Annotated in this window: 17 protein-coding genes; 10 read left to right on the top strand and 7 right to left on the bottom strand. The window is 48.6% G+C overall.

What is annotated here, in order from left to right:
- Window positions 1-2: 2 nt before the first annotated feature.
- From MKY48_RS29955 to MKY48_RS29945, 3 genes are read right to left on the bottom strand one after another with little or no spacing between them, the layout of a single operon-like run.
- Entirely contained in the window at window positions 3-1916 is a 1914-nt protein-coding gene (locus tag MKY48_RS29955; RefSeq protein WP_339291808.1) for a hypothetical protein, read from the bottom strand.
- Window positions 1917-1931: 15 nt separating this feature from the next.
- Window positions 1932-2867: a hypothetical protein gene (locus tag MKY48_RS29950; RefSeq protein ID WP_339268281.1), complete on the bottom strand. Its 936-nt coding sequence runs from the start codon at window positions 2865-2867 to the stop codon at window positions 1932-1934.
- The gene (locus MKY48_RS29945) at window positions 2860-3012 is read right to left on the bottom strand and encodes a hypothetical protein (protein WP_179090714.1); all 153 of its coding nucleotides are present in this window, start codon (window positions 3010-3012) and stop codon (window positions 2860-2862) included. The genes MKY48_RS29950 and MKY48_RS29945 overlap by 8 nt, the downstream gene beginning before the upstream one ends.
- Before the next feature lie 316 nt (window positions 3013-3328).
- Between MKY48_RS29945 and MKY48_RS29940 the strand changes: the two genes are divergently transcribed.
- From MKY48_RS29940 to MKY48_RS29910, 7 genes are all read left to right on the top strand, one after another.
- Complete coding sequence (locus MKY48_RS29940; protein WP_339268279.1) at window positions 3329-5116, top strand: vWA domain-containing protein; 1788 nt, start codon at window positions 3329-3331, stop codon at window positions 5114-5116.
- Between the two features lie 214 nt (window positions 5117-5330).
- Window positions 5331-8720 carry a tubulin-like doman-containing protein gene (locus MKY48_RS29935; RefSeq protein WP_076325285.1) on the top strand — a complete coding sequence of 1130 codons (3390 nt, stop codon included), beginning with the start codon at window positions 5331-5333 and terminating at the stop codon, window positions 8718-8720.
- A gap of 3 nt (window positions 8721-8723) precedes the next feature.
- Window positions 8724-11108: a transcription initiation factor TFIID gene (locus MKY48_RS29930; RefSeq protein WP_339268277.1), complete on the top strand. Its 2385-nt coding sequence runs from the start codon at window positions 8724-8726 to the stop codon at window positions 11106-11108.
- Between the two features lie 37 nt (window positions 11109-11145).
- A complete protein-coding gene (locus MKY48_RS29925; RefSeq protein WP_339268276.1) occupies window positions 11146-12411 on the top strand; it encodes a vWA domain-containing protein in 1266 nt (421 codons plus the stop codon).
- Window positions 12412-12428: 17 nt separating this feature from the next.
- Complete coding sequence (locus MKY48_RS29920) at window positions 12429-13070, top strand: beta-mannanase (RefSeq protein WP_339268274.1); 642 nt, start codon at window positions 12429-12431, stop codon at window positions 13068-13070.
- 72 nt (window positions 13071-13142) lie between these two features.
- The gene (locus MKY48_RS29915) at window positions 13143-14402 is read left to right on the top strand and encodes a hypothetical protein (RefSeq protein ID WP_076325289.1); all 1260 of its coding nucleotides are present in this window, start codon (window positions 13143-13145) and stop codon (window positions 14400-14402) included.
- Window positions 14402-17377 (top strand): hypothetical protein, encoded by a 2976-nt coding sequence (locus MKY48_RS29910; RefSeq protein ID WP_339268273.1) that lies wholly within the window; start codon window positions 14402-14404, stop codon window positions 17375-17377. Before MKY48_RS29915 ends, MKY48_RS29910 begins: the two co-directional genes overlap by 1 nt.
- 65 nt (window positions 17378-17442) lie before the next feature.
- Here the strand turns inward: MKY48_RS29910 and MKY48_RS29905 are convergent, their stop codons facing one another.
- The gene (locus tag MKY48_RS29905) at window positions 17443-17793 is read right to left on the bottom strand and encodes a helix-turn-helix domain-containing protein (protein WP_339291807.1); all 351 of its coding nucleotides are present in this window, start codon (window positions 17791-17793) and stop codon (window positions 17443-17445) included.
- Window positions 17794-17917: 124 nt separating this feature from the next.
- Here MKY48_RS29905 and MKY48_RS29900 point away from each other — a divergent pair, with 124 nt between their 5' ends.
- A complete protein-coding gene (locus tag MKY48_RS29900; protein ID WP_339268271.1) occupies window positions 17918-18541 on the top strand; it encodes a nitroreductase family protein in 624 nt (207 codons plus the stop codon).
- A 207-nt stretch (window positions 18542-18748) separates the two neighbouring features.
- Here the strand turns inward: MKY48_RS29900 and MKY48_RS29895 are convergent, their stop codons facing one another.
- Window positions 18749-19387 carry a nitroreductase family protein gene (locus tag MKY48_RS29895; RefSeq protein ID WP_339291806.1) on the bottom strand — a complete coding sequence of 213 codons (639 nt, stop codon included), beginning with the start codon at window positions 19385-19387 and terminating at the stop codon, window positions 18749-18751.
- A gap of 118 nt (window positions 19388-19505) precedes the next feature.
- Between MKY48_RS29895 and MKY48_RS29890 the strand changes: the two genes are divergently transcribed.
- A complete protein-coding gene (locus MKY48_RS29890; RefSeq protein WP_339291805.1) occupies window positions 19506-19865 on the top strand; it encodes a MerR family transcriptional regulator in 360 nt (119 codons plus the stop codon).
- A gap of 121 nt (window positions 19866-19986) precedes the next feature.
- Complete coding sequence (locus MKY48_RS29885; RefSeq protein ID WP_339291804.1) at window positions 19987-20355, top strand: nuclear transport factor 2 family protein; 369 nt, start codon at window positions 19987-19989, stop codon at window positions 20353-20355.
- Window positions 20356-20475: 120 nt separating this feature from the next.
- On the opposite strand, the gene MKY48_RS29880 is transcribed toward MKY48_RS29885, so the two are convergent.
- On the bottom strand, window positions 20476-21033 hold the full coding sequence (locus MKY48_RS29880; protein ID WP_339291803.1) for a DUF1700 domain-containing protein: 558 nt from the start codon (window positions 21031-21033) through the stop codon (window positions 20476-20478).
- Between the two features lie 4 nt (window positions 21034-21037).
- Window positions 21038-21370 (bottom strand): PadR family transcriptional regulator, encoded by a 333-nt coding sequence (locus tag MKY48_RS29875; protein ID WP_339291802.1) that lies wholly within the window; start codon window positions 21368-21370, stop codon window positions 21038-21040.
- Between the last annotated feature and the right edge of the window lie 11 nt (window positions 21371-21381).

Here is a 21381-nt window from a genome sequence, read left to right as displayed (position 1 = left end):
ACTTACTCAATCGATTCCACCTGAATGACAGGCACCTGAGTGAGCTGACCGGAACCGGTGCTGTCACCATTATCGCTTTTATCTTGTTGGACATTCTCCGGATTGATCTCCTCGGTAGTGGAGGGATCGCTTGGATTCTCGGCTTCATCCATGATATCTCCACCAACTTGTCGGGTCTCCGGTTCGGCAGGGTCCAGAGCCGCAGGTGGTTGGCTGCCCGGTATCTCCAGCTGCTGATACTCGCCGCTGAATGTTCCGATTAGGATCGCGGTCCCAGCAGGGAGATCCAGGTCTCCTTTTAAGATGACATGGTATCCATTGCGTTCAGCTAAGACCTCACCATAGCCACCTTCCGGGATATGGACTGAGAAGCGTACCTTCTCAGTCGGATATCTCTCGATATTAGCAATATCGATGTCGGTATACTGGACCTGATACCCTGTGAATCCATATTGGTCTCCCTGACGCTCGAAGATGGCGATCTCGTCCGGGCTTACTCCTTCTAGATTGGTGACCAGTATAGACTTATCCGGCTGCACCTGATAGTCTTTGGCCGTAAACTGGAACAGCGGCGTCAGGTTGGCATCTCTGGCTTCATAGCCTGAATACAATATCAGACCGGTCCCCGCGTCGCCCTCCACTAGGATAACCGGATTCATCGCGGTGCTAAGCGATTCCTCGACTGAAACCTGTTGGATGGCGATATCGGACGGGTAATCACGGTTTTGGAATAATTGCACCGTTTCATCATTCTTTAAGACCGCTAAATAGATGATATTCCCTTTATCGACTCCAATGGCATAGGCCAACCCTCCGAAACGATTCCCGCCTCCGCTTACATAGCTGAAGCTGCCTTTCAGACCAGCCGTTTGGAACAAACGAATCGGATCGTGGATCGTCCAGGCCAGTTTGGCAGCTTGCAGTTTACCGTTCATATCCTGGTACTCCGACAGCGCTTCATAAAGTGCTACCGCTTCCTCGTAGTTCTGGCTCTGTACCATTCCATCAGCCGTCGCGATCCACCGCTTTATCTGGTTCTGAATATATTCCATGATTGTAGCGTTCTTCAGACCGCTTCGGTCCAGATAGTCTCTATACCCCATGGCGTGCGAAACAAAATCGGAGGGCCGTTCTCGCTGGACATCCTTTTGCAGCATGGTATACACAAGTTCATCTGTCTTGCCATTCAACCAGGCAGCCGGCAGCGATCGGCTGGCATACTCGGAACTCATGGCATGTGACCAATTCAGCAGATCCGTATACTGTCCGGCTCCTGCCAGACGAGTCAGGACCATTTCGTCATAACGCTGGAACAGACGGAGCAGCTTCTCATTCTTCTGCTTCTCCCCGCCATAGAATGTATCCGGAATGCGGAGCAAATTCCATTTGAAACTGTTGTCGTCATACTGCAACTCTTCAAGCAGCTCATCGGCCCGGCGGTTAAACAAACCAATGAACTGCAGGAATATCCGGTTCACATCGTCGGGGATTCCGTAGAACGCAGCAATTTCATCGTAGTAGGAAGCATAAACTCCTTGTTGACCCGCCAGTTTCTGTTCTGTATCAAGCAATTCAGCATATACGTTCATGAAGCCGGAGAAATCGCCTGCTTCCCCGACACGGCTCAATCGATGATCAAGCGAGGAAAGGCTCTGCTTCATAGAAGTGATGGGTTCAAGCTCTTGCAGTCTTGAGGCAAGCAGCTCTTCTTTATATAGAAGGGAACGGTTATTTCGCGCCTTCTGATACCATTCTTCTGCCTGAACAAGCTTCTTCTGAGCATACAATAATTCTGCTTGTGCCATCGATTCGATTTTCTGATAGATATGAATTCCCTTATACCCGATCAGCAGCAGAAGGACTATACATAAAAAAAGATACAAATTACGCAGGGTTAGCGTGTTTCTCATCGTCATAACGGTATAGCCCCTCTAATCCCATTTTTGAAAATCAGGGTCCGAGCGGTAGTGTTCATTATAAATGGCCGATACCCGGTCCCGTAGTCCGTTCCATGACAAGCCGGGATTGCGGCGTACGATCTGATACAAGCGGAGGAAGCGATATCTCGGCAATCCATCCGCATAGCGGCTAATAAAATCAGGGAACGTATCGATATATTTTTTCTTCCGTACCGCTGCCCCGGCGGCGTCGATCATAATCTGCCTGCCTTGCTCCATCCGTAAAATGCTGGATTCATGTTCGAGCAGGTATTGGATCGCTTTGCTGTTAATCAACTCTCGTTTAATTTTGGCAATTTCACCGATATAGGCAGCCAGGTCCGGATCAAACTCATCCAGCAATAGCGGTTCGAGTTCAAGCTCCATATCCTTGCGCAAGCTGAAGCTTTGCAGGAGAACGATCTGCTGCAGACGGATGCGGTCATTCCGAACCAAGGAGGCAATTTCCCTGACGATTTCATACCCTAGTTGGGCATCTTCCTTGATGGCGGCAGAAGCCGTTGCTTTGTTCAGATCCAGGCCCTCATGAATCTGTTTTTGATGAGATCTTATAAGCTTGTTCAGAGCGTACAGGGTCTCGGAATGCAGCACTCGCCGCTGGATCAGCCATAACCATGCGAGCAGGACCACCATACAAGCAAAGGAGATCACGATCTGCAAGAAGGTCTGACTAAGAAGTACGGCAGAGAGCCCTATAATGTAGAAGAGAAGTCGGTCACTCTGCATGGAACGCTTGGCCATTTTCTCTGCAAGTTCCATCACAGGGACAAGGGCGTTCCGTTTACAGTAAGCACAGCTGTCTTCCCAAAGAATCGTGAAATTGTGGCAATGTTTGCAAACCCTTAACTTTTGGTAGACATATCTCGTTTTATTATAGGGACGAAGTTGTACGGGCTTTTTCTTATCCATGCTGTTCCCTCTCTGAGTTGGCAACTTCAAGCAGAGTCTGATGCAGCTGCTCCGGTGTCGGGGCGTTCTTCTTACGCTTGAAGTAGGCCGTGATCTTAATGATGACAAAAAGAAACAAAATCCCGAGACATCCGTATGTAATCATATATCTATTCCTCTCGGCATCGTATTTGTTCGAAAATGGCGGGTGAGCCTTGTGTCCTAAGTCCGGGTGATACGACTGATGATGTTGAACTTTGGCAGGTATAATTATATCATATGGACATAGTGCTGGTATATTTTAGTGATTAGCATGGTATTTTCTATATAAATACACCAGAGAAATGGATGCTCCCGTTACTGTTTTTTAAGCTTTCTTTCATGTAATTTTAAGACTTATTGCCTACAGTTAGACTAATGGTCTGACAATTGAACCGAGGCATCCACCTGATGCTAGACTAAATGGATGAAGGAGTAATTCAATGTTACGTAAAAATAAATGGCTGCTCTCTTTGATGGTAGCGGTACTACTGATCCTGACCTGGAGCGGAGGAACCATGCCTCAGGCAATGGCTGCTTCGCAAGGTTCCAAGATTGATGCCGTACTGGTGATGGATGCCAGCAACTCGATGAAAAACAGTGATCCGGAGAGGATCAGCAGCGAAGCGATGAAGATGTTTATCGACATGCTGGCCACCACAGGCGACAAGGTCGGCGTCGTTTCCTATACCGATCGGATTCAGCGGGAGAAAGCGCTGCTTGAAATTCAGTCGGAGGCAGATAAGACCGCGCTGAAGCAGTTTATTGATCAGTTGGATCGCGGTCCGTACACGGATATGTCCGTAGGTCTCGATGAAGCCGTAAAAGTGCTGAAGCAGGGAATGGACCCGGCGCATGCGCCGATGATCGTTGTTCTGGCCGACGGTAACAATGACCTGGATCCTAACACAGGCAAGACGAGCCAGGAGGCTTCAGAAGATTTAGCCCAAGCCGTCAAGGAGGCTAAGGGAAGCGGCATCCCGATCTATACGATTGGGCTGAATGCCGACGGGAAGCTAAATAAAGAATCGTTGGCTGAATTGGCCAACCAAACGGGGGGCAAATCCTTTACGACCAGTTCGGCGGATGACCTTCCGCAAATATTAAGCGAGATTTTTGCCAGCCACCAGCAGCTTAAGATCGTTCCGGTACAATCGATTACCGGCAACGGAACCTATCAGGAAGTTACGGTTCATGTGCCGAATGCGAACGTGCTGGAGGCGAATATTTCCATTATGTCCTCCAGCCCCGTCGACGTGAAGCTTGTCGATCCCGCCGGAGCTGAGCAAACGATTCCTTCGGCCAATGTACTGCGATCCACTTCCAATTCCTATTCGCTGCTCAAGCTGCTGAAGCCGCAGCAAGGCGATTGGAAGCTGCACGTAAAAGGCGTATCTAAAGACAAAATCGACATTAACCTCGTATTCAACTACGATCTGGAGCTGACCATGGATCCTCCCCCATCTTCTAAGGTAAAGGCAGGGGATACGATTGACATTAACGCGTACCTTGTCAGCAATGGACAAAAGCTGCAGGACCAGGAACAGTACGGCAATATGACGGCCAAGCTGTTGGTTAAGGACTTGGACACCGGGGACGAGTCGGAGGTCGACCTTGAGAACAAAGGCGGCAGCTTTGAAGGGAGTTACAAGATTCCGCAGAAGCACGACTACGAGCTGAGGGTACGGGCGGAGGAGCAGAGCTTTTACCGCGAAAGCGCGCCTGTGAAGATTAGTGCGAAGGCGGCAGCCTCCGGCTCCGGAAGCGGCGGGAAGGAGATGACCGCGGGCGAGGAAACGAAACCTTTTCCAATATGGCCCGTAATCATTGGCATCGCGGCGCTGCTCATTGTTGGAGCGGCTGCATATTTCATACTCGGCGCAATTAAGAAAGCGAATAAAGGGTTTGTCGGTCAGATCGTGATCGAGATCAGGGATGAGAACACCGGCGAGAAGACCTTTCCGCAATACAAGAAGCTGGCTTCGTTCAAAGGGAAGTTCAATCTGCATCAGCTTCTGCAGCTTGCTCCGGAACTGAAGGAGACCGAGAAAATCCTGTTCATGCCAGGCAAGAACGACCGCATTATACTTAAGAACAATTCTTCAGCTGTAATCGAAAAGTCCGGACGCGCTCTGGATGCAACGAATGGGACCGAGCTGAAGAACGGAGACCGGCTGAGAGTTTCCCTGCAGCAGGCGGACAAAACGATATTATTTGAATATTTGGCTTAAAGTGCGTGTTCAAAAAGGGCTGCTTCCTGATTCACTTCGTGTTGGATATAGAATTTATAAGTTATCTTGCTACGCTGATGAAATTCTGTATCGCAAGAAAACCTACCTTTAAATCGCGGTCGCTCGTCCTTGAATTGACCTCGATTGGTTTTCTTATCAAAAGCGGACTTTTTGAACAACCTCTTAAAGCCATGACCTATCAGGAGGGGAATTTATGAAACCGGTAGTTAGAGAACATATACAACAGCTTGACGTTTCACTCGGAGGCGGGATTGTCAGCGAGAAAATACGGGTGGATACGATCGACAATCCGATCCTTATTATCGGACTTGGAGGGACGGGAATCGATGCGCTGCTGCGCTTGAAATATCAGATTAACCGCCGTTTCAAGCTGCCAGAGGATCCGTTGTCCAAGAAGAGAATGGACAAGCCGGATAATGTGGAGTTTCTGGCGTTTGAGACCAACGAGCAGGATAAGAATAAACGTTATAAAGGCATCGGGCTTGATCCGATCAATGAATTCGTGCTTCTCTCCAATGCCGAGATCGGAGGGCTTCTCCAGAACCGCAGCATCTTGGAGCCGTACATTACAGATTGGCTGTCGCCCGAGCTGAGTATTACCGATGGCATGAACGGAGCAGCGGGTGTGCGCCAAGCGGGCCGCCTGCTATTGTTTACGAAAATTACGCAAGTGGTGCAGGCGATCGACAAGAAGATCAAAACGCTGTCGGTCGGCACGAACAAAAAGCTGATGGTCTTCCTGCTGACGGGGCTGTCGGGCGGTACAGGCAGCGGCTGCTTCTTGGACATTGCCTATATCGTTCGCGGCATTATTGAACGCGACCACGGCTCTGCCGGGATCGACCGCGTGAACACGCTTGGCTATCTGTTTACGCCGGATATCAATCTGGCGAACAAAAGCTTGAGCGAACATACGCGCGAATACATCAAGAAGAACGGTTACGCCGCGCTCAAAGAGCTCGACTACTGGATGAACGTGGATGCCAGAGGCGAGCGGTTCAAGCAGCAGTACGGCAACATTCTGACCGTGAACTCTCCGCTGCCTCCGTTTAATCTCTGTCATCTGATTTCCGCTACGAATACGGAAGGCAAACTGCTGGAGAACGCCTATGATTACTGCATGAATGTCACCGCTGAGAATATCACGAACTTCATGGCGAGCGAGGAAAAACAGTCCGGCGAAGAGTTTGCGATCCATGACTATATCAGCAACATCCGTACCAATATCGCGCAGATGAACAAGGCGTATCCTGCCAATTACGACTACAACATCATCGGCGCATCTTCAGCTGTTCTACCCATTGAAGAGATGACCACATATCTGGCGTACCGCGTTTTCGGCAAAATGCAAACCATGTTTGAGAAGGCGCCAAGCCAGGAGGACGTCGAGAAATTCGCAAGCAAGCTCGGCATCGACCTGGACTCGATGACGAAGAACTTCGAGTCTCGCGTACCGGAGCCGCTACCCGGATACCAGAATAGCGAACGGCTCAGCTATGCGAACGTCGTGAAGAACCAGGTTATCAATATGGACACGGAGCTGGAGCAGAATTTCCTGGCGAGAGCCCGCGAGGAGTATATCAAAGCGAAGAAGCAACTGCCGGGCGAGATCGTGGCTCAGTTCAGCGATCAAATCCGCCGCATGTTCCTGCATCCACAGCAAGGACCGTTCTATGTGTCCCGGTTGATCTATACGGAGAAGGGCTTCAGCCTGCTGAAAATGCTTCTGTCCTACATCGAAGCGCTGCGCGAGAATCTGACCCGCATTCCTCGTGACATCGAGTCGGCCAGAGAACAGGCGATCGATCGTCTGGGTGATGCGAAGAGCGCTTTTGTCTCGAAGGACAAGAAGAAAAACATCTATATCGAAGCCAAAATCAACGAATATTGGCTGGAAGCGGATGTGGAACGCACCGAGCAGATGATTGAGTTCTATGAGGATTTATACGATCTGCTGAACCAGGAGAACAACCGGATTTACAGCGTATATACGGAAATTCTGAATGCCCTGAATTCGATCTTCGCCAAGAACGGCGACATTCTCGTGAACGGGGAAGAACAGCAGGATCATAAAGGGAATAAGACGTATTACTGGAACCTGGTCAGCGTGCCCGATATTTCCGACGTCATCAACAAAATCATGGATCAGAAGGATGTGGACGATCTCATCCGCGATTTCGCGCAGGAGCTGCTGAGCCATGCCAATCGTTGGACGCGTGAGCAGGAGATCGATATCGTCCGATCCATTTCGGAGTTTCTTACCGATAAATTCGGCGATTTGATTACCCGCTCGATGGAAGATTTCCTCGTCATGAAATTCGGGCAGGAGGATTCCATCGAAAAATTTGTCGAGCGCAACATCGCCAGCAAGCTGGACGATGAAGCCGTGCCGGTCTTCCATCTGAGCAACAGCGCAGGCAATTTGTACTTCCCTTCGTGGGGCTTTGTGTCCGTGCCTGTACAGGCACCAAGCATTCTGAAAGGGATTCGCAATTATCAGAATAATTCGGTCGGGAAGTCTCACTTCACCGTGAAGGAGAGCGAAGTGAAGAACCGGATCTTCTGGCTGAATACAAAGAACGGCGTGCCGTTGTTCGTTTATACGCCGCTTAAGGTTTATGAGGAGAGCTACGAACGCACGATCATGGACAAGGAAGGCGTTGGACGTCACTTAGTGCAGACGGATCGTAACAATTGGACGTACCTGCCATCGCCGATTCCCGAGAAATCCTGGGGGGATACCTACGTCAATCCGCGGGTTCAGGATTATAACGCCCGGGTACGTGCTGAATTTAACCAGGCGCTTGAGTTTAAGATCGTCATCCAGAAGGATGTTGACCAGAACACGAGCAGCCGCTATGCGGTCGTGTTTACGAAGCCATTTGATCTGAACGAGCTGCTTCGTGCTTATGACTTGCAGCTGGATAGTCCCAAGCCTAACCTTGGCGAAGTCAAGCGGGCATGGACCGAGCTGAAGCGTCTACTGAACGAGGGGCTGGAGCCGGCGGGCTCCAAGGATATTTTCAACAGCATCAACGAGGAGATGGCCAAGGAAAATCTGATTCGTTCGCCTGAAATGATCCGCAGCGTGCGGGAAGAGCTGAAGAAATATGCCGCCATCGCGGCCAAAGTCACGGAGTTCGAGCTCCTGATCAGCGATAATCAGAATGAGGAGAAATGGCTTGATCAATTTATTGAGGCGTTGTATACCGGAACCATCACGAAGAAGGGGGCGCTCTTCGTTTATGATCGCGATCCGGAAGAGGACTCTTGGGAGCCGTTTGCCAATCTGCTGAAAAGCGTGAATGACGTGGAGTATGAAGTCTACAAGCACTTCCGTCAGCTGGACGAGAAAAGCCGGAGCACGCTGCTGCGCAAATCCTCCCGCCGCGATCAGGAGCTGACCGCTTCCGAGGACATTACGCCGCTGCTTACCAAGCTGGAAGAATTGGCTGAGCGGTTCCTGGAAACGCGCGACCGGCTTGAATACGAGAAGGTGGAGCTTGCGGACGGCGAAGAGCGTTATCAGTTCTACAGACAGGTTTCTTCGAAATTAAATGACATCCGAAGAAGGTTGAAATAGACGATGAGGGAGATTCTTCGCCAGTATGCTGCCGGCTATGCCAAATCGGAAGAGCAGCTTACCTTGATGGAGGATGATCAGAGCAGCATCCACTACCCGGAGGTATACTTGTTCATCGGTGATAAGACGGCGTCCGCAATCGAACCGATTATGGAGATACATGATCGCAAATGGGACAACAGCGCAAGTGTCATCTATTTGCATGTGGGAACGGACCAGGATGGAGGGGGGGAGCCGAAAGGCTCCGAATCCTCCGGTCGCCTTCACCGTTATCATCTTCATTTACCGGAGTCAGACGGCGCATCCAAGTCCGTACGCAAGGAACTATACCAGGGATTCTATCGGGACCCGCATCACCTGGCCGGGTTGAATAAAGCGATTCGGAAGCTGAGCCACCACATCGCAGACTATGGACGCAGCTATTCATCCTTTGACCGGATTCATCTGTCTGTCATTACACGGGTCGACGACCCGTTTAATGTGTTTATACCGGAAATTTCATTACTGGCCGAATCGATTTTCCAGCAGTCATTCAAGTCTGTGCAAATGGATTTGTATGCGCTCATTAATGAAAGGGAGCAGATTGAATCTTATGGCTATGCGAGCTCCGTGGGTGTTGCCTTCTTGCGGGAGCTGGAGCTGATGCAGAGCCGGGAATACAGCTTCTCCGCACCGCTGCAGGTCACGGAGGATGGGCTGACGATTCCGGTCGTTCACCCGGCCTCGCCGTTGTTTGATCTCGTCTATGTGCTGTCCGATAAGAATGAACGCGGCATATCAGGTTACGCCGGGATGCAGGATATCTATGATATCATCTGCCATCTGGGTTTGCTTAAGAACCGGAAGCAGAAGGATGCAACCTATGACGGAATCCGGGGCATTTACAACAATACGTCTTTCAAAAGCAATATCATGACGGAATCCGGCCGCCAAGGCTTTGTCTCCGCTGGCTTTGCCCGGGTGAAGAGGCCCAATGAGCCGATTGCGCTAACGGTCCTCTATCATCTGTGCCGCGGACTGCTGCTTCGCATGAAGAGTGGGACGGAACCGGAGGCTCATGAATGCCTGAACTACTTTGGTCTCGATGCGGAGGCCGTAGCGGCAAGAGCGGACCGGATGCTGCCGGACGCAGAGCATCTGGATGGGCTAAAGGGAATGATGTCACACCCCGTCAGTTATGCCGGGCTGAAGCGGATGAACATTCGTGAAGCTGAAGAGGCATTGTTCGGGGATGGCTGCAGGCAATTTTTTCATAGCAATTACGAGCTGGAGGTCCAAAAGAGACTTAGCGATATGAGCACCGCTGAAGAGCTTCATAGTGCGCTTCGTCGCACTTTGGCGGATCATCCGCAAATCGGTTGTTATCAAATCGTGGAGTGGACGAGTGACAAGGCGGGAGAGGGGATACTGCTTGAAGCGGTCCGCTCTCGAATCCGGGATCTCGGCAGACTCCTGAAGACCGAGCAGGACGGACTGAACCGCTATTATGAGGAAAGCGTGGAAAGTCAGCCGTTCAAGAAGCTTCCTTTTAGGGATAAACAGAATGTGCGCCATTTCATTCGATATTTCGTGGGCGAGGTTTATCGACGCAAGTATGAGCTTTTATTACTGGAAACGGAGCTTGCGCTGTACAGGCTCTATGAGGTGGAGCTCGAACGGATTCACCGTCATTACAAGCAGCAGGCGAACATGCTGGACCAGCTTGAAACGGAATTGTTGGAAGCAGCCCAGTTGAGCATCCGTACCGCAGACGATTATATCGGCCAGAACCTGATGGAGTATTATGGTCTTGTGACAGAAGAGCTGATGCTGGAATTGGAGAGTAAGCGCGGCCAGGGAGTATTCTTTGAAGAACGGTATGTCGGCAATCTCTCCATCGTTACGCATGAAGGAACGGAACCAATCCTGTCGAGCATGATCCGGGTCTGTCTGAGGGATTTATTGACGGCAGAGCCGTTCGTGCAGACCTTCGAGGAAGAATTGCTGCGGCGAGCGAACGTAACCATCGACTACAATAATAAGCAGGTGCTTGCCAAGGAAGATCTGTTTAAGGTGCTTTACCGGATGCTGGAGGAGAACTCCGTTACGTTAGTCAGGCTGCTTGACTATACGCAGGAGCATCGATATGAGGAGAAATATTTCTTCGGCGATGCCGACAGCGAATTTGTCCGCTATGCGATCCATGCCGATGAAGCTTTACGGGTGTACAAGCTTGGCATCGTGCACGAGAAGCGCTCCAGCGGAGTCGAGAAGCTGAACCTGATGGGAGGTTTCCATTTGGAGGATCTGATGTACTACCGGAATGGCAGAACCTACTACGAGACCTATACGGCAAACGGTTATGAATTTCATGGAATGGAACCGGCGCAACTTCCTGAGCTGCGCTAGCGTTCTTAAATTCTGATACAGAGAGTAGGCGTGTATTGTGCAACGAAAAATAAACCCTCTCCTGCTGCTGTTTAGTCTAGTCGGTGGGGGAATCGGATTTACCATTGGGGAATTTTTGCTCCGCCAATGGGGGACAGGGCTTCCCGTCATCGTAGTTACAGGGATCTATTTCGGAATTTTGGCCTTGTGCATCGGATTGGCCTGCTTAATCGCAGAACTGATCTCCCCTCATTTGAACGGGAGCTCATGGAGACAGCGATACACAGGCACATCATGGAAGCTGCTGATTCCATCCACGTTGGTGGCACTGTTCTTGCTTGGCATGCTGTTTGAGTGGGTGTACCAGTTGAACCCGGGCAGCGCCAAGCCGGTGAAGGATATCGTGTTGGTCATTGACAATTCGGGCAGCATGAAAGACACGGACCCGAATCAGGACCGATATACGGCGGCCAAAAATCTGATTAACCGCATGGATGAGGATAACCGTGTATCGGTGATGCTGTTTGATCATGCGACAACGTTGCTGCAGCCTTTTACGCGTGTGAAGAACCAGGAAGCCAAGGATGAGATCATCGCTGAGATTGACAGTTTGGAAACGAATGATGGCGGCACGGACATTAGTCTCGCGCTGGAGGATACCATGACGCATATCCAAGAGAGCCATGATGCCCGCCGAAGCGCCATGGTCATTATGCTGTCGGACGGCTTTAGCGAAACCGATCATGCGCGTGTGCTTGCTGACTACAAACAGCAGCAAATCGCGGTGAATACGATTGGCCTCAGCCTTGTCTACAAGGATGGCGCCCAGCTGCTTCAGACGATAGCGGCCGAAACGGGCGGGCAATATTACGACGTGCAGAATGCGGCAGATTTGTCTTTTATCTTCCAGAAAATCTATGACGACGTCGGGGATCGTTCCCTGTTGACGAAACGTACAGGCGCGATGGAAGATAGCGTTTATTATCAGATTGTAAGAGTCGTTGCGATGCTGCTCATTGGCGCTGCCACGGGCCTGGCCCTCGGCATTGTGTTTGATAACCGTCATCTCGCGCGTAGCTTCAGCATCGGCGGCGCGGTATCCGGCGTGCTCGCAGGCGTTGTTCTGGAATATGGCCTATCCGGGGGAGAGGTCAGGGATGCCTTCGTTCGTCTGCTGGCCTGCTTCATCCTCGCAGGGATCATCGCCTTGTTCACGTTGGTGATTCCGGTTAAGGAGAACAGCAAGATCATTCGTAACGAGCAGCGGCCAGGCCGAACGGGACGAGGGCATCGGCCGAATGATTCAACAAGCCGAGGATTTTAAAGCAGGGGGCGTTCGATATGCGATTTAAAAATGCGGAGCCCGGAGAATGGGTCATTCAGGGATTAAGCTATCAATTAGACGAGGGCTACTGTACGCTCCGATGGAGCTGGCCGCCAGGTCTTCAGGCGGTATATATTCACCGCGCGATGGATGATGGATTCGGTCCGCCCGCTGGAGCTATAGAGCCTGGCAGCCTGCGCCTGTATACCCGAGACGAGTACAAGGCGAACAATGGGTATCGGGACCGGGTGGACGGAATTGGCCAGATCACGTATACGGTATACGCCATGTCTTCCGAAGATGGAGAGATGGCCTTAATCAGGCAGCCGGATGAAGCGAACAGCATTCAGTTCAGCACCGGCAAAGCTATGCTGGTATATTCCATTCGTGAAAAGAGCCGCTGGCTGCAGCCTTATAAGACGATTGAAATTCAGGTGACGGCGGAAGTGCCGGTACCCAAGGACGTTTTATGCTACGTAAAGAAGCAGGGGGCTTATCCGGTAAACAAGGAAGACGGCATCTTGTACCCTTTCGTTACGGATTTTGCAGCGGGACGCAACGAATTGCCTGCGATTGAGGTAGGCAAGAACGATTATATTCGCCTGTTTTTTACGGATGGTAAGAAGTATGGACAACGGTATGAGCTCGTTTATAGATAGAGAGAGAACACACTGTAACCACGATGAACGCATCAGTGTGTAATTCATAGGGTTCAGAGGGAGGTACAAAGGATGGGCATTTTTGATATATTCAAGAAAAAACCGGAGCCGGAGCCAAAGCCGCTGTTCTATGATATTGTGTGCCCTTATTGTTTCAGTAAGTTTGCTCCGAAGGAGGTTGTCTTCCGGGCTGCGCACGATCGAGAGGATGACGAGGACTATGCGCTTGGGGAAGATGATGAGCTGAATCGGTACCGGGAACGCTTTGGGCTGGATTCCGTTTATGATATTGAAGCGATTATCCGGCCGAGCGACATACCGGAGGAGCATCACATTTATTCCGATCACGTGCTGGTTGGATTGAATGACCGTTACGGTGTCGTTACGCGCAGACGGTTATGCCCGAAATGCCATAATGAGCTTCCGGTGACCGCAGGAAAGGTGCCGAGCAACATTATCTCGATTATCGGTGCTTCGCAAGTGGGCAAGTCGGTCTATATGACTTCGCTAATTCATACGCTGCAGCATACGACGGCGGATCATTTCGATGCAGCTTGCATGCCGCTGAATGCCGAGATCAGCCGTAAGTTCCGTACGGGCTATGAGGAGCCGTTATTTGAGCGCGGAGATTTGCTGGCATCCACGCAGAAGGAGAAGATGCAGGAGCCTTTCATTTTCCAATTCGTGTTCAAGGATGAGTCCAAGCCGCCGTTAACCCTCGTATTTTTTGACGTAGCGGGTGAGGGCATGGTGGACGAGGATTACTTGGGACTTCACGGACAGCATATCAAGAATTCCGCGGGTATTCTGTTTATGGTGGATCCGCTCCAAATCCGCTCCATTCGGGAGAAAATTCGCCTGAAATTCGGTGACCAGCCCGGTGAATGGGTGTCCCAGTATGATGAGCCGCGGGATGTCGTGCTGACGATGTTCGGCGATTTCATCGCTTATGAGGACAAGGGCAAGACGGATATTCCGACAGCCGTCGTCTTAACCAAGAGCGACATGCTTCATGCGCTTAAGGATGAGGATGGCGAATACGTGAAGCTGAACAGCAACATCTTTAACAATGTGGTGCACCGCAAGTTTATGAATTTGACCGAATTTGAAAATATTGACGGCGAGATCCGCCGTTTTATCGAGAAGGTCGACCGTCCGTTCAAGGGAACGATGGATGTATACTTTTCCAATACAGCGTATTTTGCCGTGTCGGCTCTAGGCAGCAACCCTGTCGATCAGAAGCTGCAAAGCGTTGTCAGCCCGATTCGGGTCGATGAGCCGTTCATCTGGCTTCTGTACAAGCTGAAGTATATTCAGGGGAGGGAAGACTAGTGCCGGATTTCCCATCCCGAACCATACAGCAGCAAATGTACACGCGGGAGCGCCGGGGCATATTCCGTTCAGCCGAAGGCTTTGATACGGTGGCTCGTTCGTCCGGATTGGAGGCTTCCTTTATCAAAAAGGTGCTGCATCCCTTTTGCCAATACGAAGCTCCAGCCGAGCTGACAGCACGCAGCGAGAGGGAAGCGGCGGCTTATCCGGCCGCCCTTCATCTGTTCCATACGGAAACAGGGGACACGGTGCTAGGGCGAAGCGTGTTTCAGCCTGCGGACTTTACGGGGCTTCGCAGTGCCTTTTTTACGCATCATTATGTCATTCCCGACGGTTTTCTTGAAGATGAGCATTCCGCTTATCAAACTTGGCTCCAGGCCTCCTTTGCCGATCATTACGATATCGAAGAAGGGGTAGATCTTCCGCAGCTTCCTGCCATTCCGGTTCAGGCGGACTCTCAAGCCGCTATCTCATCCAAGGAGACGCCAGCCTTATTGCAGGAGCTTGGGATCGACGAGAAGATATTCAAGCAGCTGCTCTATGCATGCATATCCGCGGCTGCAGGGAAGAAAAAGGTATATATCGTTCTGGATGTCCCGGTGGAACAGTTGTCCGCGAAGGCGGAGCAGCTGCTCTTTGTGTTGTTTGGCCGATTGCCCTATGCGCTGCGCCGGATGCTTGGGTTCGTAACCTATGCCAAAGAGCCGCAGAGCAAGAAGGGACTTCACCTCATGTTCGTAGAGAAGGGCAGCCTGCGCCTAGGCGACCGGAGCATTGAGAAGGACTATTTGTTTGAGCTCGCTGCCGGCAGGGTCATTAATGTCGATCTGAAATGGTCCGAGCAGCCTTATCTTGATTTTGCATGGGAGACGCTATTGGACCCCGATCGCTTAGGGCGCTTTTTTACCTTCGCCGAGCAGATGCTTGCGGATATGGAGCCGGGTCTTGGGATCTTGCTGGATAGCTACGACGATTTATGTATGCTGTTCCAGATTGAAGAAGGCCAAGAGGGCTTGTACCATGAGCATAAACATACTGTGCTGCGTGCTTTGCTGCTTTATTTGAAGCCGACAGGCGCCCTGGATTCTAAGGGACGGTTGGATCAGCTGTTCCACGCCCTGTTTGCCCAGGAATTCGAGCTTATCAAAGGCGGACAGGTTCCGGATGCAGCGACTGCCGGATTCGTTAAGGATTATTACGGCATCAATCCCCGGCAGCATCAGGATCTGATTGTGGAATATTTTATCCGCTCATTAAATAATGCCTTATCGAAGCAACGCCAGGATGTGACCGAGGCGATTTACGACTTGCTGGAGGGCAGCCCGGCCTTAAGCCGAGCCTTCTATGCCAGGGTGTTGACCAGTCCGGGGCTGCCGGCGTTGATGTTCGATCCATATATGAAAACGCGCATGCAGCAAGCAGCGTCGCCTACGGATTTGGTAGATCTGATCGGCTTGTGGGTTCGGAATCACCCTCTCCTGCTGGAGCAGGAGAATTATATCAGGTTAGCGGAAGCCCAACTTGTCGATAAGCTTAAGCAAGATCCGGACCCGGTGAGAGCGGTCAACGCCGTGCTGGATCAATTGGATTCGCTGGAGCACCATCCTCAGAAGGGAATGGGTCGTTACCAAGGCGGAACTGCATTTGCAGACCGTTTGATTTATGCGGCAAACCTCTTTCTTTTGCGTGAGTTGGAGCCCGAGCAATTAAGTCAGAAACAGCTGCTGGATATCGGGTTTCTGCAAATGCCGAAGGAGTTCAAGGGTTGGGTAGAGCGTTTTGACTCCCGGATTCGGTCCAAGGCGGAAGTCATGCTCGCCCTTTACCAGTGGTCCAGCCATGAAGAGGTTCAAGCGGAGGTGCTGGCAGATCTGTCAGCCGAGGAGCGGGAACGAACCCAACAAATCATGCGAAAGTGGCTGCAGAACCATGTGGTGCCATCCAGATTTGATAGCATTACCTTGGCCTTCTGCACGGAGATTCGTTCCAGTGCCGTAGACTACCGGGGCTTGCTTGATTATTTGCACAGATACGGTCAGAGTCCAGAAGTGGTATACCAGTATATTAAGTGGTCTGCCGAGCAGCCGGTATTCGTTAGACCGCGGGGACTTGTTCCGGCTTATGCCGCCGCTATCGTTCATTATTTCAAATCCTATGACCGTGAAGCCTTCAAGAATAAGGATTATGCGAAAACGTATTTCAATTCGCCTGCGCCCATCCTCAAACCGGTGTATACGAAGGTCAGGGCCGAATTGGCTTCACCGTTGGTGCGATGGTTTCGACAGCATTCGCGGTTCGTAAAAATCACTTCTTCCTTGCTTGTGGTGATCGTTATTGCCGGTGCTGCCTTCATGATGATCCAAAAAAGCAAAGGACCTGCGGACGGTAACGCTAATCCGAATCCGGTCATCACGCCCCCGGTTACAGCACCTCCGGCTTCTTCTAATATCGTCCCTGAAAAGCCGTTATTGACGGCGACGGTGGTGGAGGAAGGCGAGCAGGAGGGCAAGACCGAACTGACTTTCCATTTTAAACAGCCGGCGGCTTGCCGGGAGTTCAGTGTGGATAAGCTACAGGTTGTAGGCAAAGACGCAAGCACGCTGTTTGAGGCCGCCAGCCCTGAATTATCGCGGGTTTGCGCCGATGACACAACGGGCGAAGCGGATACCGACCCATCAGGGACAGAGACTGATTCAACCGGGAATCAAGCGGAGCCGAATACTGGGACAACAGAAGGGGAAGGCTCGTCTGATACAGCCAAGGACGAAGACGTTCCGTCTTCTGAAGGTGCTGGTGACACTCAGGAAAACCAGACTTACGCGAGTCAGGTCACCCTGAAGCTGGATCAACCACTTGACGTGTCCCTAGTCGAGAAGGTCGTAGTGGATGGCGTCTCCTATGAGCTGTCCGACGAAAGCGCGCTTTCGGAAGAGCAAGAGCAGGCTCCGGAGAATGAGACGAATGAAGGAGTTTAACAAATAGATAACGAGCAGACGATCATTCGTCTGCTCGTTTTTTTTTCGCGCCTCTTATGCACCACCTATTTATGCTGGCTACAGATTTGTTCTTCTCTTTCGAGGTTTTGTGCGAATGCATAGGTGTTGCCCCATTCACACATTGTATTTAATACAGGGACGAAGGATTGGCCCAGCTCAGTTAAACTGTATTCTACCTTAGGCGGTACTTCTTTAAATACTTCTCTTCGGACAAGCTCATCTTTTTCCAGCTGCTTTAATTGATCGGTTAAGACTTTCTGCGTTATGGTCGGCATGAGCTGATAGAACTCCTTGGTTCTCCTTGGTTTTTGACTCAGGAAAAAGAGGATTAAACATTTCCACTTTCCTCCTACCGTATTCATAAAAATATTGATTCCCGTATTGAGACTGTTCATTATGTATTCCTCCTGAATAGGCACATAAAGGTGGCTAACCCACTTTATTGTGCGTTATTTTCTGCCACTTTACGGTCCATTATAATCGGAATATGGAGCAAATAAAACATTTGGAGTGAGCACAATGAGTGTGAGAGAGATATTAGAACAAAGACGTTCTGTCAGGCATTATGATCCCCATTATAAAGTGGAATCGGAAACGTTGGCGGCTTTGATTGAAGGAGCCAGTAAATCGCCCAACGGAAACAATATTCAAGCAACACGGTACCTGGTTATCGACAAACCGGATTTAAAGAACATGTTACTCCCCATTGCCTTTCATCAGCAACAGGTAATAGAAGCATCCGTACTAATCGTTGTACTAGGCGATTATCAAGCATTTGAAAAAGAAAATATTATCAATATTCATGAAGATGGATTCCAAAAGGGGTATTTTGACGCATCCTTAAGAGACTATTTAGCCAACGCGGCAATCCAGTATTATCTAAATAAATCCAAAGAAGATTTAAAACTCGAATTAGTAAGAGACGCAAGCCTGGCGTCTATGTCGTTAGTTTTACTGGCGAACGAGGCGGGTCTTCATACGATTACCATGTCCGGGTATGATTCCGAACAATTAAAGTCGGCCTTACAGATTTCTGACAGGTATGAAGATGTGATGCTGATAGCCATTGGAAAAGGAATTAAACAAGGCCATAAAACTGTTAGACACGATGTGGACAAAGTCATTTATAAAAACAAAATATAATTCATGGAATGAAATATTAGTTTATGTGAAACCAAGGGAGCCGATCACAATGACCGGCTCCCTTTTTCTTTTTGATTGAGTTTTTCGTTAGCTTAACAAGCTTTAGAGTTTTCGATTATTGATCCTTTAACAGTAAGCTTCTATATAAACTTGCAGTTTGAGTTTGTGATTTTGAAGAAAGAATGGTGAATCGATTACGGATAATGGTTACCTCCAAAATGTAATCTTGTCAGAACCTAATCGAAGAGACTCATGCCCATCCTCTTTGGCTTTTCCTATTGAAATCATCATGACTGGAGCATAGCGTTCTTCATCTAAATCAAATGCTTTTGCTAACTGATCAACTTCAAAGCCTGCCATTGGATTCGTATCGTACCCATGTGCACGAGCTACTAACATGAACTGCATTGCAAAGAGGCTGCTATCGACTTTTGCAATTTCAACTTTCATTTCTTTTGATAGGGTCGGAAACATGGACAGAATGGTTTCGAGTTGACGATCTCGTACTTCAGCTGGCATTTTTCCTTGTTCCACGGCTGTATTGTAAATTTCTTCAGCATATAAGTAGCTTTGGGTGTCACCAAAAATTAATAACATAGCTGATGAAGTATCATTTTGTAATGTATTGAAACGCACAAGAGGTCTTAGCTTTTCTTTTCCTTCTGGAGTATCGACCACAATTACACGCCAAGGCTGCATATTTGCAGAGGATGGAGCCAGACTGGCTTCCGAAATCATTTCGCTCATCTCTTCCTTCGATATTTTAAAATTCTCATCATAATTACGGACAGAACGTCGGCCCATAACGATATTGGCGAAATCATTGTTTTGAATATGGTTAAACATAGAACCTCTCCTCTTGATAACATTAGATTTTTTTGACATTGTGTATGTCGTTCGTTATCATATTTCGTATTATGAACTATGAACCTAGGTTTATAGCAAGAAATAAAGAGGTCCTATTATGAAAATAAACGCTGTTTCAAAATTAACGGGTCTGCCCATATCAACATTAAGATTCTATGAACGTAAAAACCTAATTCCAGACAGTTATGTTAAAAGAGATGTTAATAATTATCGTGTTTATTCTGAAGAGGTTGTTGAGTTTCTAGATGATGTGAAGGCACTTTTATCCGTAGACTTTTCTATAGAAGAATTAAGTTTGCTAGTAAATCAACAACTTAATTTATCATACGAGGCAAAGACAAAAATGGTTGAACAAAAAATCAAAGAAATTGAAGAGATCCAGAAGCGATTGAAAAAGTCAAAGAAATTCTTGAATGCAGTCTTGGAAGGAAAGGCAAATTTTCAAACAAAATGTTAAGGACATTAACATAAACACAGATATATGAAAATAACCAGGAATGATCCGTCATTGAACAAAATTGTACTATACTTTGTTTATTAACTTATATGCCTATTTGAGGAATGGGAGGTGTGGAACGATGTCATATCATAAGGCACTTGAGGCATACATAGCGGCTACGAATACGCATAATTTTGACAATGTAGCCCGGTTGCTCGACGGAGAAGCGGTCTATTGGTTTTCGGATCGGAGCTGTCATACGTTGGATGAGATCCGGGCATATTTCGAACATGCCTGGAATGTTATTCGGGATGAGGTATACCGGGCGGAGGATATAGAGTGGATAGCGAGTGATGCTCATTTGGCGGTATGTATTTATACCTATCACTTTGAGGGTTATCATCAGGGGACATATACGGCCGGAAGCGGGAGAGCAACGAATGTGTTCGTTTGCGATGCTGATGGCTTATGGAAATTAAAGCATGAGCATTTAAGTTCGATTCGATGAATCGGTTTGATATCAATGCATAAATAAAAGAAAAAGAGCTCTTGAAGGGCTCTTTTTCCATCATAGTAAAAACGGGGTGCGGTTGGTCTATGAATGACCGCCGGGTCCAGTTCTTTTTTATTAATACAATGTTTTCTTTTTCTGACTAATGGCCTGTATGTATTTAATTGTAAGTTTCCATAATACTTTCCCAAACCAAAACATCAACACACCAATCACAATAGAAATGGGTAAGAACAGCATTGGGCTTGGTGTATATGCTCCCATTTCGATTGTTATTCCGGCAATATCATATCCCATAAGATGCCCAACAAATTTAATAATTCCGCCTATTGGTGTAATAACTCCACTAATCATTAAAGCAATGGAAAGAGTACTGAGAAGAGGCAGAAGAAACATACCGCTGATGCCTGCAAAGCTGCTACAAAATGCAAATATAGCACCGAATTTGCGCCAACTAAATTTACTGTTCTTTGAAATGGCTTCGCCTAAGTATGCTTTCGCTAATTCTTTTGGGTTTCCTAGCCGCTCGATGATTTGCTCAGAAGATAGACCATTATTTTGCAATTCAAGCATTACACTTTTGATTTCTTTGACAATGTCCATACGTTCGGAATCGGACATGGATTTCAAATACTTTTCAATCTTTTCAAGATAGTCATTCGTAATTTTATCCAAAATTTCACACTCCTTTAATATCTGCTATAGCAATTAATAGATTATCCCATTCTAAGGACATAGCGTTTAAGTATTCGTTTCCTTTTTCTGTAATGGAATAATATTTTCTCGGTGGCAAACCCTCTGTACTTTCTTGCCAAGATGAAGATACATATTCTTCTTTCAATAATCTTCTAAGCAGGGGGTAAATTGTATTTTCTTTTGCAGCAACAATAGGATACTGCTCTAACTTACTTATGATTTCATACCCATAATATGGTCGCTGCTTTATTAGCAATAGAATACAAAATTCGAGTGTTCCTCGCTTAATTTGTGATTTCCAATCTTCGATATTCATGATATTTTACC

Origin of the sequence: Paenibacillus sp. FSL W8-0187, from assembly GCF_037969755.1 — a bacterium.
Lineage (GTDB): Bacteria > Bacillota > Bacilli > Paenibacillales > Paenibacillaceae > Paenibacillus_AQ.
This window is presented reverse-complemented; position numbering and strand designations above follow the sequence as displayed.